Origin of the sequence: Sphaerisporangium flaviroseum (genome assembly GCF_039537005.1) — a bacterium.
Taxonomy (GTDB): Bacteria; Actinomycetota; Actinomycetes; order Streptosporangiales; family Streptosporangiaceae; genus Sphaerisporangium; species Sphaerisporangium flaviroseum.
The window spans coordinates 361,577-375,072 of record NZ_BAAAZR010000008.1 but is presented as its reverse complement, the minus strand read 5'-3'; the positions used below and the strand labels follow the sequence as shown (position 1 = coordinate 375,072).

Annotated in this window: 15 protein-coding genes; 11 read left to right on the top strand and 4 right to left on the bottom strand. The window is 70.1% G+C overall.

Annotated elements, in window-relative coordinates:
- Positions 1-18: 18 nt before the first annotated feature.
- Both ABD810_RS18065 and ABD810_RS18060 read right to left on the bottom strand, forming a co-directional pair.
- On the bottom strand, positions 19-1,407 hold the full coding sequence (locus ABD810_RS18065; protein ID WP_344940978.1) for a glycine--tRNA ligase: 1,389 nt from the start codon (positions 1,405-1,407) through the stop codon (positions 19-21).
- Positions 1,408-1,571: 164 nt separating this feature from the next.
- Positions 1,572-1,865, bottom strand: coding sequence for an antibiotic biosynthesis monooxygenase family protein (locus ABD810_RS18060; RefSeq protein WP_344940976.1), 294 nt, complete (start codon positions 1,863-1,865; stop codon positions 1,572-1,574).
- A gap of 77 nt (positions 1,866-1,942) precedes the next feature.
- Here ABD810_RS18060 and ABD810_RS18055 point away from each other — a divergent pair, with 77 nt between their 5' ends.
- The 6 genes from ABD810_RS18055 to ABD810_RS18030 all read left to right on the top strand — a co-directional run bounded on the left by ABD810_RS18055 (position 1,943) and on the right by ABD810_RS18030 (position 6,301).
- A complete protein-coding gene (locus ABD810_RS18055) occupies positions 1,943-2,392 on the top strand; it encodes a DUF6703 family protein (RefSeq protein WP_344940973.1) in 450 nt (149 codons plus the stop codon).
- Between the two features lie 93 nt (positions 2,393-2,485).
- Positions 2,486-3,463, top strand: a complete 978-nt coding sequence (locus ABD810_RS18050; protein WP_344940971.1) for a metal ABC transporter substrate-binding protein — start codon at positions 2,486-2,488, stop codon at positions 3,461-3,463.
- Complete coding sequence (locus tag ABD810_RS18045; RefSeq protein WP_344940968.1) at positions 3,460-4,335, top strand: metal ABC transporter ATP-binding protein; 876 nt, start codon at positions 3,460-3,462, stop codon at positions 4,333-4,335. The genes ABD810_RS18050 and ABD810_RS18045 overlap by 4 nt, the downstream gene beginning before the upstream one ends.
- Positions 4,332-5,165 carry a metal ABC transporter permease gene (locus tag ABD810_RS18040; RefSeq protein ID WP_344940965.1) on the top strand — a complete coding sequence of 278 codons (834 nt, stop codon included), beginning with the start codon at positions 4,332-4,334 and terminating at the stop codon, positions 5,163-5,165. Before ABD810_RS18045 ends, ABD810_RS18040 begins: the two co-directional genes overlap by 4 nt.
- A gap of 49 nt (positions 5,166-5,214) precedes the next feature.
- Positions 5,215-5,604, top strand: a complete 390-nt coding sequence (locus tag ABD810_RS18035) for a Fur family transcriptional regulator (RefSeq protein WP_344940963.1) — start codon at positions 5,215-5,217, stop codon at positions 5,602-5,604.
- 148 nt (positions 5,605-5,752) lie between these two features.
- Entirely contained in the window at positions 5,753-6,301 is a 549-nt protein-coding gene (locus ABD810_RS18030) for a CGNR zinc finger domain-containing protein (RefSeq protein WP_344940960.1), read from the top strand.
- A gap of 14 nt (positions 6,302-6,315) precedes the next feature.
- On the opposite strand, the gene ABD810_RS18025 is transcribed toward ABD810_RS18030, so the two are convergent.
- Positions 6,316-7,089 carry an isoprenyl transferase gene (locus ABD810_RS18025; RefSeq protein WP_344940957.1) on the bottom strand — a complete coding sequence of 258 codons (774 nt, stop codon included), beginning with the start codon at positions 7,087-7,089 and terminating at the stop codon, positions 6,316-6,318.
- 39 nt (positions 7,090-7,128) lie between these two features.
- A complete protein-coding gene (gene recO, locus ABD810_RS18020; RefSeq protein WP_344940954.1) occupies positions 7,129-7,857 on the bottom strand; it encodes a DNA repair protein RecO in 729 nt (242 codons plus the stop codon).
- Between the two features lie 247 nt (positions 7,858-8,104).
- Here recO and ABD810_RS18015 point away from each other — a divergent pair, with 247 nt between their 5' ends.
- From ABD810_RS18015 to rocD, 5 genes are all read left to right on the top strand, one after another.
- On the top strand, positions 8,105-9,682 hold the full coding sequence (locus ABD810_RS18015; RefSeq protein ID WP_344940951.1) for a CDP-alcohol phosphatidyltransferase family protein: 1,578 nt from the start codon (positions 8,105-8,107) through the stop codon (positions 9,680-9,682).
- Complete coding sequence (locus ABD810_RS18010; protein WP_344940948.1) at positions 9,679-10,404, top strand: DUF5941 domain-containing protein; 726 nt, start codon at positions 9,679-9,681, stop codon at positions 10,402-10,404. Before ABD810_RS18015 ends, ABD810_RS18010 begins: the two co-directional genes overlap by 4 nt.
- 254 nt (positions 10,405-10,658) lie before the next feature.
- Positions 10,659-11,129 (top strand): Lrp/AsnC family transcriptional regulator, encoded by a 471-nt coding sequence (locus ABD810_RS18005; protein ID WP_344940945.1) that lies wholly within the window; start codon positions 10,659-10,661, stop codon positions 11,127-11,129.
- Positions 11,130-11,374: 245 nt separating this feature from the next.
- A complete protein-coding gene (gene ddaH / locus ABD810_RS18000; protein ID WP_344940942.1) occupies positions 11,375-12,175 on the top strand; it encodes a dimethylargininase in 801 nt (266 codons plus the stop codon).
- Positions 12,172-13,422, top strand: coding sequence for an ornithine--oxo-acid transaminase (rocD, locus tag ABD810_RS17995; RefSeq protein WP_344940939.1), 1,251 nt, complete (start codon positions 12,172-12,174; stop codon positions 13,420-13,422). The genes ddaH and rocD overlap by 4 nt, the downstream gene beginning before the upstream one ends.
- The last annotated feature ends 74 nt before the right edge of the window (positions 13,423-13,496 follow it).

Below are 13,496 nucleotides of genomic sequence, written 5' to 3'. Positions count from 1 at the left end.
CCGTCGATGAGCGCAGGCTCAGTCGTTGAGGTGCTGGCGGAGGTAGGTGTCGACCTGGTCGAGGGCGATGCGCTTCTGGGCCATGGAGTCGCGCTCGCGGACCGTCACGGCCTGGTCGTCGAGGGTGTCGAAGTCGACGGTGATGCAGAAGGGGGTGCCGATCTCGTCCTGGCGGCGGTAGCGGCGGCCGATCGCTCCGGCGTCGTCGAACTCGACGTTCCAGCGGCGGCGCAGCTGGGCGGCGAGGTCACGGGCCTTGGGCGACAGGTCGGCGTTGCGCGACAGGGGCAGCACCGCGACCTTGACCGGCGCGAGCCGGTGGTCGAGCCGCATGACCGTGCGCTGCTCCATGACTCCCTTGGCGTTGGGCGCCTCGTCGACGGTGTACGCGTCCATCATGAAGGTCAGCGTGCAGCGGTCGACGCCCGCGGCCGGCTCGATGACGTACGGCACGTAACGCTCGCCGGAGTCCTGCTCGAAGAACGACAGGTCGGTGCCGGAGGCCGCCGCGTGGGTGGTGAGGTCGAAGTCGGTGCGGTTGGCCACACCCTCCAGCTCGCCCCACTCGGAACCGGTGAAGTTGAAGCGGTACTCGACGTCGACGGTGCGCTTGGAGTAGTGGGACAGCTTGTCCTTCGGGTGCTCGTACAGCCGGAGGTTGTCGGGGTTGATGCCCAGGTCGACGTACCACTGGAACCGCTGGTCGATCCAGTACTGGTGCCACTCCTCGTCGCTGCCCGGCTTGACGAAGAACTCCATCTCCATCTGCTCGAACTCGCGGGTGCGGAAGATGAAGTTGCCCGGGGTGATCTCGTTGCGGAACGACTTGCCGATCTGGCCGATGCCGAACGGGATCTTCCTGCGGGAGGACTGCTGCACGTTGAGGTAGTTGATGAAGATGCCCTGCGCGGTCTCCGGCCGGAGGTAGGCCAGGCCGGACTCGTCCTCGACGGCGCCCAGGTAGGTCTTGAGCAGGCCGTTGAACATGCGGGGCGCGGTGAAGGCGCCCTTGGTGCCGCAGTTGGGGCAGGACAGATCGCTCAGGCCGTTCTCGGGCGCCTTGCCGCCGTGCTTCTCGGCGTAGGCCTCCTCGAGGTGGTCGGCGCGGTAGCGCTTGTGGCAGGACTGGCACTCGGTCAGGGGGTCGACGAACTCCCTGACGTGGCCGCTGGCCTCCCACACCTCGCGGGCGAGGATCACCGAGGAGTCGAGGCCCACGACGTCGTCGCGGCCCTGGACCATGGACTTCCACCACTCGCGCTTGACGTTGTTCTTGAGCTCGACGCCGAGCGGACCGTAGTCCCAGGACGCGCGCAGGCCTCCGTAGATCTCGCTCGACGGGTAGACGAGCCCACGTCTCTTGGCGAGGCTGACGATCGTGTCCATGATGTCGGTACGGCGGGCCATCAAGAATCTCCATCCGGCTGGCGGTCGGGGTTGGGTTTATCGATCAGAGGGCGCGTCACCTGCCCGATCACCACCAGCTTAGGGGAACCGGTGACGCGACCTGCCCACAATCGCCGCTCCGCATCGCCTCACGGGCGCTGTATGGGGTCCTCGTACCGGCCAGGTCAAGGATTGCTGACCAGAACCTCGAAGGCGCTTGGCTCGTTGATCATCAAGGTCATCAGCGGATACATGTCCATGCGCGCGGCCGACAGCGCGCGGCGGTAGAACCCGGCGCCTTCCCATTCGCTGACCAGCGCCCACAGGCCGGGCTCGTCGACGGATCTGCCGATGTGCCCGCTGCGGTACCCGGTCTGGGCGGACAGCGTGCCGAGGATCGAGGTGGCCTGTTCCATGAACTCTTCGGCGCGGGCGCCGGGGACGGAGTACCTGATGAGGGCGAGCATGTCGTTCAGCATGCCAGCACCCATAGGGTGCCGTGACGAGGCCCTCCCGGGGCGCCGTGACCATGACCCTCCGACGTTAGGCTCGAAGCGTGGCCGACAAGCACGATTCCAGCGACTCCTCGTCCTCCTCGCGCAAGCGCGCCGTGCCCGCCCACCCGCTGGCGCGCGGCGGGCAGGGCCGGCCGGGCAAGGCCGCGAACGGCCGTAAGACACCTCAGCCGCTGCCGCGGGGCGAGCACTTCGTCACCCCCGGAGCGACGGGGCTGCGGCGCACCGTCGAGCAGAAGAGCGCGGCGCCTCTGGTCTTCCTGTACGGGCTGCCGCGCTGGATCCTGCCCGTCGTGATGGTGATCCTGCTGCTGGTGGGCTTCGCCGTGCCCGACTGGAGAGGCGGCGTCGCGGTGCTGCCGGTGCTCGCCTTCGTCGTCTGGCTGGCGTACATGTCGTGGCCGTCACTGCGCCCCTTGGCGAGGCTGTTGCGCGTCGCGCTGGTGACCTTCCTGGTCGTCCTCTCGGCCGACCGCTTCGGGCTTTTCTGAGGGTCGGCGGTCGAAGACAGGGGTATGTGACGGCTGGGTAGCACTAGACGGTTTTGACAACCGTTTTCATTCTGGCGCATACTCAGGCAGGTGATGCCCTTTTCGTCCGTATACCACCGACGCCCCTCGCCCAGGTCCCGACGCCTCAACGCCCTCGCCGTCCTGCTCGGCGCGGGCGCCCTGCTCGCCGCGACCGGGTGCTCCGCGGACACCGGCGCCTCGGCGAAGGAGCCCGCCACGTCGGGCAAGCCGAAGATCCTGGCCGCCTTCTATCCCCTCGAATGGATCTCCACCCGCGTCGGCGGATCGGACGTCACGATCACCGGGCTGACCCAGCCCGGCGTCGAGCCGCACGACCTCGAGCTGACCCCCCGCCAGATCGCCGACATCGAGCAGGCCGACCTGATCGTGTACATCAAGGGCGTCCAGCCGGCCGTCGACGACGCCGTCGAGGAGTACGCGAAGGACAAGGCCTTCGACGCCGCCTCCACGATCACCCCGCTGGCGGCCGCCGCCGAGGAGCGGAACCAGGAGGGCGGGGAGGCCCACGAGCAGGTCGGCTACGACCCGCACATCTGGCTCGACCCGAACAGGCTCGCCACGACGGTCACCGAGCTCGGCAAGAGGCTGGGTCGGATCGACGGCGCCCACGCCGCCGCGTACACCGGGCGGGCGAACTCGGCGGCCGGGGACCTCGGCACGCTCGACAAGGACTTCCAGCGAGGGCTGACCACCTGCGCGAGCCACACGATCCTCACCGCCCATGCCGCGTTCGGCTACCTGTCGGACCGCTACAAGCTCAAGCAGGTCGGCATCAGCGGCCTCGACCCCGAAGCCGAGCCCTCCCCCGCGCGCATCGCGGAGGTGGCCGGGATCGCGCGGCAGGAGCGAGTGACTACCATTTTCACCGAGGAACTCGTCAGCCCCAAGGTCGCCGAAGTCCTCGCCAAGGAGGTCGGCGCCAAGACGGCGGTTCTCAACCCCATCGAGAGCCGTCCCAAGACAGGTGACTACCTGTCCGCCGCGCGCACGAACCTCGCCACTCTTCGCACCGCACTTGGATGTTCATGACGCGATCAGTACCGGCGACCGGTGTGCCCCGGGAGCATGCCCCGGCGGCCACACCGCCAGCGTTCGCCATGACGGCCGGCCAGGTCAGCCTCGACGGGCGCCCCGTGTTGCGCGGGATCGACCTGCGGATCACCGCCGGCGAGGTGGTCGCCGTACTCGGCGCCAACGGCTCCGGCAAGTCCACCCTCATCCGCGCCCTCCTCGGGCTGACGCCGCTGGCGGCAGGGTCCACCGAGCTGTACGGCCTCCCGCCCGGCCGGTTCCGCGACTGGTGGCGCATCGGGTACGTGCCGCAGCGCCTGTCCGTGGGCGGGGGCGTGCCCGCCACCGTGCGCGAGGTGGTGGCCTCCGGCCGCATCGCCCGCCAGCGCCGGTTGCGCCGTACGAGCGCCGGGGACCGGGCCGCCGTCACACGGGCACTCGACTCGGTGGGCCTCACAGGCCGGGCCGGGGACCCCGTGGGATGGCTCTCCGGCGGCCAGCAGCAGCGGGTGCTCATCGCCAGGGCGCTGGCAGGCGAGCCGGACACCTTCGTCATGGACGAGCCGACCGCGGGCGTGGACGCCGAGAGCCAGCGGCACCTGGCCGTCACGCTCGAGACGCTGGTCGAGCAGGGGAAGACCGTGCTGCTGGTGGCCCACGAGCTGGGCCCGATGGCGCCGCTGATCACGCGATCGGTCGTCCTCCGCGACGGCCACATCGTGCACGACGGCGCTCCCCCACATGCGACGGGCCGTCCCGACGGCCAGGTCCCGTACGACGACGCGCCACCGGACGGGCCCGGCTGTCATCCGCACCCCGGCCACGAGCAGGTCCGCCCGCACGCCTACGACGTGTCCGGCGGCCCGATGAGCCCGGGGGCGGCACAGTGATCGAGATGCTGCGGTACGACTTCATGTGGCGCGCGCTGATCGCCGCGCTGCTGGTCGGCCTGGCCGCTCCCGCGGTGGGCACCTTCATCGTCCAGCGGCGGCTCGCCCTGCTCGGGGACGGCATCGGCCACGTCGCGCTGACCGGTGTCGCGCTCGGCTTCCTCACCGGGACCGCGCCCGTCCTGACCGCCGTCGTGGTGGCGGTCCTCGGGGCGGTGGCCATCGAACTGGTCCGCGCGCGAGGCCGTACCACCGGCGACGTCGCGCTGGCGCTGCTGTTCTACGGCGGCATCGCGGGCGGCGTGCTGCTCATCGGGCTGGCGCCCGGCGGCAGCAACTCAACGCTGACGTCCTACCTGTTCGGCTCGATCAGCAGCGTCACCTCGCAGGACGTGTGGATCATCGCCACGCTGGCGGCCTTCGTGCTGGGCGTGGTGGCCGTCTTCGGCCGCGAGCTGTTCGTCCTCTGCCAGGACGAGGAGGTCGCCAAGGTCAACGGGCTGCCGGTGCGCTTCCTGAGCCTGCTGATCGCGGTGACCGCCGCGCTCACCGTCGTGATCGCGATGCGCGTGGTCGGCCTGCTGCTGGTCAGCGCGCTGATGGTAGTCCCCGTGGCCACCAGCCAGCAGGTGACGCGCGGCTTCGTCTCCACCATGCTGTCGGCGATGCTGCTCGGGGTCCTGGCGACGGTCGGGGGGCTCACTTCCGCGTTCTACGCGAGCGTCGCACCGGGTGCGGCGATCGTCCTCCTCGCGCTTATCGGCTTCGTGCTGGCCCTCGGTGTGGGTAAATTCGTACGGCGAGGACGTACACAGCAGGCCGGTCCATGAGCGTATGGTCGATCAACGTGCGGTCAGGCCGCATACGGGAGTGCAGTCGATGACGAACCGCCGAGACGCGGTGCGGGAGATCCTCGCCCACAGTGAGGGGTTCCGTAGTGCGCAGGACATCTACGCCGAGATGCGGGCGCACGGCGCCAAGATCGGCCTGACTACGGTGTACCGCGCGCTGCAGGCGCTGGCCGACGCCGGCCACATCGACGTGCTGCGCACCGACGACGGCGAGTCGGTCTACCGCGCGTGCGTCACCGGCGGCCACCACCATCACCTGGTCTGCCGCCGCTGCGGCCGCACGGTGGAGGTGGCCGGGCCGGCGGTCGAGCGCTGGGCGGACGCCGTCGGCGCCGAGCACGGCTTCACGGCGATCACGCACACGGTCGAGGTCTTCGGCACCTGCCCGTCGTGCTCTGCCGTCGCCTCGGCGAGCTGACCCTCTATGTAGGTGCGGCCGTCGCATCGGCCCTCGTGTAAGGGTCGTGACGGGATACGCTTTCGAGACGGGAGCCGGAGCGTGCGCGGCCTTCCGCGTCGCACCGGCGACCATGCCTCCGCCCGCGCCTCTTCCCACGGGAGACGACATGCCATTGAACCATGACATGGTGTGCTCGCTCGCCGCCGTCGCCGACCTCGTCAACACCGCCCCGGAGACCGGCGGCCCCGACGGCCTCACCGGCATCTCCGATCTCGAGGCGTACGTCAAGCGCCATGAGCTGAGCGGCGTCCGGACCCTCGGCCCGGCCGACCTGGAGCAGGTGCGCGGCCTTCGCACGACCTTCCGTGAGATCTTCGAGGCTTCCGACCCGGCCGCGGCGGTGACCCGGCTGAACGGCCTGCTCCAGCGCACCAGGATCGCCGCGCACCTGACCGAGCACGACGGCTACGCCCTGCACGTGCACTACTTCACCCAGGGCGCGTCGGTGGCCGAGCATCTGGCCGCCGAGTGCGGGGTGGCGCTGGCCCACCTCCTGGTCGACAACGACTGGGAGCGGCTGCGCACCTGCGCCGCCCCCGACTGCGACAAGTTCTTCGTGGACGAGTCGCGCAACCGTTCCCGGGTCTACTGCGACAGCCGCACCTGCGGCAACCGCATGCACGTCGCCGCCTACCGTGCCCGCCGCAGGGCGTAGATCACGCGACGGTCTCAGACCTGGTTGGGGAGGGCTCCGCCGTACCTGCGGTCGCGCTTGGCGTAGATCTCGCACGCCTGCCACAGGTCACGGCGGTCGAAGTCGGGCCACAGCTGGTTGAGGAAGACCATCTCGGCGTACGCCGACTGCCAGAGCAGGAAGTTCGAGGTGCGCTGCTCGCCGGAGGAGCGCACGAACAGGTCGACGTCGGGGATGTCGGGCTCGTCGAGGTAGCGGGCGAAGGTGCGCTCGGAGACCTTGTCGGGTTTGATCCGGCCCGCGGCGATGTCCTGCGCCAGCCGCACGGCGGCGTCGACGATCTCGGCCCGGCCTCCGTAGTTCACGCAGAACTGCAGGGTCAGCTTGCGGTTGCCCCGCGTCATCTCCTCGGCGTCCTGGAGCTCCTTGATGACGCTCTTCCACAGCCGGCCGGGACGCCCCGCCCAGCGCACCCGCACCCCCATGGCGTGCAACTCGTCGCGGCGGCGGCGGATCACGTCACGGTTGAACCCCATCAGGAAGCGGACCTCGTCGGGGGACCGCCGCCAGTTCTCGGTGGAGAAGGCGTAGGCCGACAGGTTGGGGATGCCGAGCTCGATGGCGCCCTCGATGACGTCGAACAGCGAGGCCTCTCCCGCTTTGTGTCCCTCAGTCCTCGGAAGCCCTCGCGACTTCGCCCAGCGCCCGTTGCCGTCCATGACGATCGCGACGTGCCGGGGAACCAGCTCGCGGGGGATCGAGGGAGGGACGGCCCCTGAGGGGTGCGGGGCTGGCGGGCGGACTTTCACGGTCGGGTTCTCCTGTGCGTGTCTGTGGGAGAGGCGTCCTCAGACGCGCTCGACATGTCGTAGCGAGCGTATTCCGTGTTCGAGATGCCATTGCAGGTAGGCGGCGACCAGGCCGCTGCATTCGGTGCGGTGCCGCTGCTCGGAGGCGTCGGCCGAGGCCCAGTCGCCACGCGTCAGCGCGATCATGAGCCCGATGGTCTCGGCGGCGGGCACGGAGGCTCCCGGCGGGCGGCACCCCCCGCACACGACGCCGCCGGCGGAGATGGCGAAGGCCCTGATCGCGGGGGTCGAGCAGCGGGCGCAGGCGTCGAGCGTGGGGGCGTACCCCGCCACCGCCAGGGACCGCAGGAAGTAGGCGTCCAGCACCAGCCTTGCCTCGTGGCCTCCCTCGACCAGCGTGCGCAGCCCACCGACCAGCAGCAGGAACTGCCGCAAGGCGGGCTCCTTCTCCCCCACCGTGAGCCGGTCGGCGGTCTCCAGCATGGCGGTCCCCGCGGTGTAGCGCGGGTAGTCGGAGACCAGCGCCTCGCCGTACGGCCGCAACGTCTCGACCTGGGTGATCACATCGAGGGAGCGGCCGGTGTGGATCTGCAGGTCGACGTGGGAGAAGGGCTCCAGGCGGGCGCCGAAACGAGAGGTGGTGCGCCGGACGCCCTTGGCGACACCCCGGACCTTGCCCGTGCGCTTGGTCAGGACCGTGATGATGCGGTCGGCCTCGCCCAGCTTCTGGGTGCGCAGCACGACGCCCTCGTCGCGGTAGAGGTTCACCCGCCCAGTCTAGGGATGTGTCACCACTGGGGGACGAGCCGGATGTCCACAAGTACCGCAGGCTGGAGGGCGAACGGGAGGGCGGGGGGCCGCGAAGCGCGGACAGGATGTGACCCCACCAAGCGACGAATAGATCTCGGGTCAACCCTGGATGGCATCCTCTGGGAGAACAGTCACTAAACTTTGCTCCCTGGCGACACCCCCTGATAATCGCCTCCGCCCCCCGCACGCTGCCTGAAAGGGTGACATGACCCGCGTGGTCCTGCTGGGCTCCTCGCCCGGCCCGATCGGTTCTACCGAACAAAACGTCCCGCCCGGTCGCCTGGCGCTGACGTCGCTCCCCGGCTCGCCGACCGTCCTCGCCCGGCTGCACGATCAGGTCGCCTCGATGGATCCCGAGCCCATCGCCATCACCCGGCAGGGTGAGGCCGACGACTTCCGCCGGTTCCCCGGCCAGGTCGTCGAGTCCCCTGACCTGGCCGGTGACCTGCGAGCACTCGCCGACGCCGTCGAGCAGACGGCGGACAACCTGTTCCTCGTCCCCGCCGGCGTCGTGATCCACGACGAGCTGATCTACCAGATCACCAAGTCGAAGCGGGGCGCGCTGGCGCTGATAGCCAAGGAGCCACGCCAGGAGGACGAGAACGGCGAACCGCTCCAGCCGGACATCCCGATCGACGAGGCCGAGCCCGAGATCGGCGACCGCACGCTCGAGGGCCTCCCGGTCCGGGCGCGGGCGGGCCGCTCCCGCATCATCTCGGCCGGCTCGGCCTACCATCTGGTCACCCGGCCGAATGCGGTGCTGCTCGGCCCGCTCCACCTGCACCAGCGGCACGCCGCGACCCTGGCGGAGACGGCCCGCGAGCTCGCCGACATGGCCCACCTGTTCGGTCCCGAGGACGATCTCGTCCAGTTGCTCGTGCTCGGCCTCGTCCGCAAGGGCGTCTCGGTCGGCATCCGCGGCCGCAGGGACCTGTACTTCTCCCGGGTCGGCTCGCAGGCCGAGGCGGACACGGCCGTGGCGGCCATGTCCGAGATCGACGAGGACCGGGCGCGCCTGAACAACGCGGTCAAGGGCGCCGACGGCTTCTTCACCACCTACTTCGTCAGCACCTACTCCCGCTTCATCGCCCGGTGGGCGGCGCGGCGGGGCCTCACCCCGAACCAGGTCACGCTGATCTCCATCGCGCTCGGGGTGCTGGCGGCGCTGGCCTTCGCCACGGGGACGCGCGCCGGCGCGGTGGCCGGCGGCCTGCTGATCTACTTCGCCTTCGTGTTCGACTGCGTCGACGGCCAGGTGGCCCGGTACGCCCGCAAGTTCGGCGTGCTCGGCGCGTGGCTGGACGCCACGTTCGACCGCGCCAAGGAGTACATCGTGTTCGCCGGCCTGGCCGTCGGCTCCCTCGTCGCCGGGCAGGGCGATGTGTGGACGCTGGCGCTGGTCGCCCTGTCGGTGCAGTCGGTTCGCCACCTGCTCGACTTCTCGTTCGGCGCCGCCAACCGGCGCAGGCCGCCCGTACCGCTGCCGACGCTGGCGCTGACCGCCACCGACGACCGGCCGCTCCGCGAGGCGCTGGAGAAGCGCCGTGCCTCGCGCAGCACGGGCGTGCGCGGGCTGCTCAAGCTGTGGACCCAGGCCGGGCGGTTCCGCGCCGTGCACTGGGCCCGCAAGATGATCGTCTTCCCCATCGGTGAGCGCTTCGCCGCCATCGCGATCACCGCGGCTCTGTTCGAGCCCCGGGTCACGTTCCTCACGCTCGTGATCTGGGGCGGCGTCGCGGCCACCTACACCCTCACCGGACGTCTCATGAGGTCGCTCGCATGATCACCCACCCGCAGGCCACCGCCGCCACCGTCCCCGATCCCGACGAGGAGCGCCGCCGGATCCAGACGGCACGCCTGCTCGCCTACCGTGACGACGGGCCTCTGGTGGCGCTGCTCCGCGACAAGATGGGCCCCGGGTTGCCTCCGGTGCCCGCCGGGCTCGTCTCGCTGCTCGCCGTGGTGGTCATCGGCGTGACCGGTGTGCTGGGTGACGGCGCCGGCACCGGGCCCATCATGCTGCTCCCCGTGCTGGTCATGATGGCCCTGATGATCCCGACCGCGCCGCGCGATCACCTCGGCCGGTTCGACTGGCTGGTCCCGCCGCTGATCAGGGGCACGGAGTTCCTCACGATCATCGTCCTCGGCATCGCCGCCGGCACGCCCAAGTGGCTGCTGTTCGTGCTCATCTACGTCATCGGCTACCACACCTACGACACGGTGTACCGCACGAGGCAGAGCATCTGGCCCGCCCCATGGGTGTTCCAGGCCGGTCTCGGCTGGGAGGTCCGCCTGCTGCTCCTGGGCGTCGGCGCGGCCCTCGGCGTGCTCACCTGGGTGGTCGCCGTGATGTCGGTGTACCTCGGCGTGCTGTTCGCCATCGAGAGCGTCACGAGCTGGGTGCGTCTCGACAAGCGCACCGCGCTCGCCCAGGCCTCCGACGACCTGGAGGCCTCTCCCGAGGACGCCATGGAGCAGGCGACCGGCGAGGCGGACAAGGCATAGCCACTCCGTGATCGGGTCGGCGCGCAAGGCGTAAGCCCCGTCTGATCGGGTGGGTGCGCAAGGCGTAAGCACTGTCTGATCGGGTCGGCGCGCGCGGAGGCCGGGGCGGAGAGCACTTCTCCGCCCCGGCCTCCGGCGTGTACGGGCTCAGGCGTTCTCGGACCTGCGAGCGGGTGGGTCCCCGCCACACCGAACCCGCTCATCCCCGCGCTTCAAGTAGGTATCGCGGGCGAACCGGCTGTATACAGGTCAGCGTGGAGTTGGATGCACTTGATCGTGCGATTGTCGGAGCCTTGGTCGAGGACGCCCGCTCGACATACGCCGAAATTGGGCATCAAATCGGCCTCTCGGCGCCTGCAGTCAAGCGGCGGGTCGATCGGCTGCTGAACACCGGTGCCATCACCGGTTTCACCGCGCGCGTGGAACCCTCGGCCCTCGGATGGACCACCGAGGCCTACGTCGAGCTGTTCTGCCGGGGCAAGACCTCCCCCGCCGAGATCGGCATGGCCGTGTCGCGCCATCCCGAGGTGATCTCCGCCTGCACGATCACCGGCGAGGCCGACGCGCTGCTGCACATCCGCGCCAAGGACGTCCGGCATGTCGAGCAGGTCATCGAGCGCGTCGCCGCCGAGCCGTTCGTCGTACGGACCAAGAGCGCGATCGTGCTGTCGCGCCTCATCGACGACACCCCGCACGCGCGCAACGGATCGGCTCTCGAGACCTGATCGACACACCGTCGACGACCGCCGCGGGCGAGCGTCGAAACCTCGCTGAAACACCAGGTAACCTGCGCGACCCCTATATTGGGCCCCCCTAAACGGTATTTCCTGGCGACGCAATAAATCGCCGCCTAGACCCGCAAGCACGCAACCGATCCCCGGGTTCGCGCAATCGCCACGCCTGGCCCGGATGTCCCGTCGTTCCTAGGCTGAAGCCATCCCTGACCAGCCGTTTAGCGACGGAGTGATAGATGGCGCACAGCCGGCATTACCTCATGTGTCGACCCGACTACTTTGCGGTCGAGTACGCCATCAACCCCTGGATGGATCCCAGTGCCGGCGCCGACGCCGCCACCGCCGTCCACCAGTGGAGCCGGCTCAAGGACGCCTACGAGGAACTGGGCCACAAGGTCAGCCTCATCGACCCGATCGAGGGCCTGCCCGACATGGTCTTCGCCGCCAACGGCGCTCTGGTGGTCGGCGGCCGGGTCTACGGCGCCCGGTTCGCCACCCCCGAGCGCGCCGCCGAGGGACCGGCCTACCTTCGCTGGTTCACCGCCAACGGGTACGAGCCGGTCATGGAGCCGACCGAGACCAACGAGGGCGAGGGCGACTTCCTCGCCCTGGACGAGGTGATCCTCGCCGGCACCGGGTTCCGTACGGCGATCACCGCGCATAAGGAGGCCCAGGAGTTCCTCGGCCGCCCCGTGGTCACCCTGCATCTGGTCGACCCCCGCTACTATCACCTGGACACCGCGCTGTTCTCGATCGACGGGCGCAACGTGGCGTACTACCCGGGCGCCTTCTCGCGGGGGAGCCAGGAAGTGCTCCGGCGCATGTTCCCCGACGCCGTCCTCGCCTCCGCCGACGACGCGGCCGTGCTCGGCCTCAACGCCGTCAGCGACGGCCACAACGTGGTCGTCAACGTCGAGGCCGGCGAGCTGGCCCTGGACCTCAAGCGCCGGGGCCTCAACGTCATCCCCGTCGACCTGAGCGAGTTGCGCAAGGCCGGCGGCGGTCCGAAGTGCTGCACACTGGAGATCCGCGCATGAGCAGAACCCGGGAACTGATCGAGCTGAGCGAGCGGCGCAGCGCGCACAACTACCACCCGCTGCCCGTCGTCGTGCGAGAGGCCCGCGGCGCCTGGGTCACCGACGTCGAGGGCCGGCGTTACCTCGACTGCCTGGCCGGCTACTCGTCGCTGAACTTCGGCCACGGGAACCCCAAGATCCTCCAGGCCGCGCAGGAACAGCTCCAGCGGGTCACGCTGACCAGCCGGGCGTTCTTCCACGACCAGTTCGCCGCCTTCTGCCAGGGGCTCGCCGACCTATGCGGCAAGGACATGGTCCTGCCGATGAACACCGGCGCGGAGGCCGTCGAGACCGCGATCAAGGTGGCCCGCAAGTGGGGCTACGAGGTCAAGGGCGTGGCGCCCGGCCAGGCGAACATCGTGGTCATGGAGGACAACTTCCACGGCCGTACGACCACGATCGTCAGCTTCTCCACCGACCCGGACGCCCGCGACGGCTTCGGTCCCGCCACACCCGGCTTCACGATCGTGAAGTACGGCTCCGCCGAGGCCATCCGCGAGGCGATCGACGACAACACCGTCGCGGTCCTGATCGAGCCCATCCAGGGCGAGGCGGGGGTGCTGGTGCCGCCGAGCGGCTACCTGCGAGAGGTCAGGGAGATCTGCACCGAGGCGAACGTGCTGCTCATCGCGGACGAGATCCAGTCGGGCCTCGGCCGCACGGGTGACACCTTCGCGTGCGACCACGAGGGCGTCGTCCCCGACATGTACGTGCTGGGCAAGGCGCTCGGCGGCGGCGTGGTCCCGGTATCCGCGGTGGCGGCCGACGCCGGCGTCCTGGGCGTGATCAGGCCCGGCCAGCACGGCTCGACGTTCGGCGGCAACCCGCTGGCCTGCGCCGTGGGCAACGCCGTCATCGAACTGCTCGGCACCGGCGAGTACCAGGCCGCGGCCAGGCAGCTCGGGACGATCCTGCACGAGCGGCTTCGCGCCCTCATCGGGCCGGTCGGCCAGGGCGGCCACGGGGTCGTCGCGGTACGCGGCCGGGGCCTGTGGGCGGGCGTGGACATCGATCCCTCTCTTGGGACCGGTCGCCAGGTCTGCGAGGCGCTGATGCGCCGTGGCGTCCTCGTCAAGGACACCCACGGCTCCACGATCCGCTTCGCACCGCCGCTGGTGATCTCCGAAGAGGATCTGAACTGGGCCGTCGACCAGCTCGTGGCCGTTCTGGCCGAGCTCGCGGAGCCGGCTGAGCCGGCCGAGCGCTGACGGGAAGCCCGGCGCCTGCTCGGGACGCCGGGCACTGCCGGGCACCGCCGGGCACCGCCGGGCACCGCCGGGTG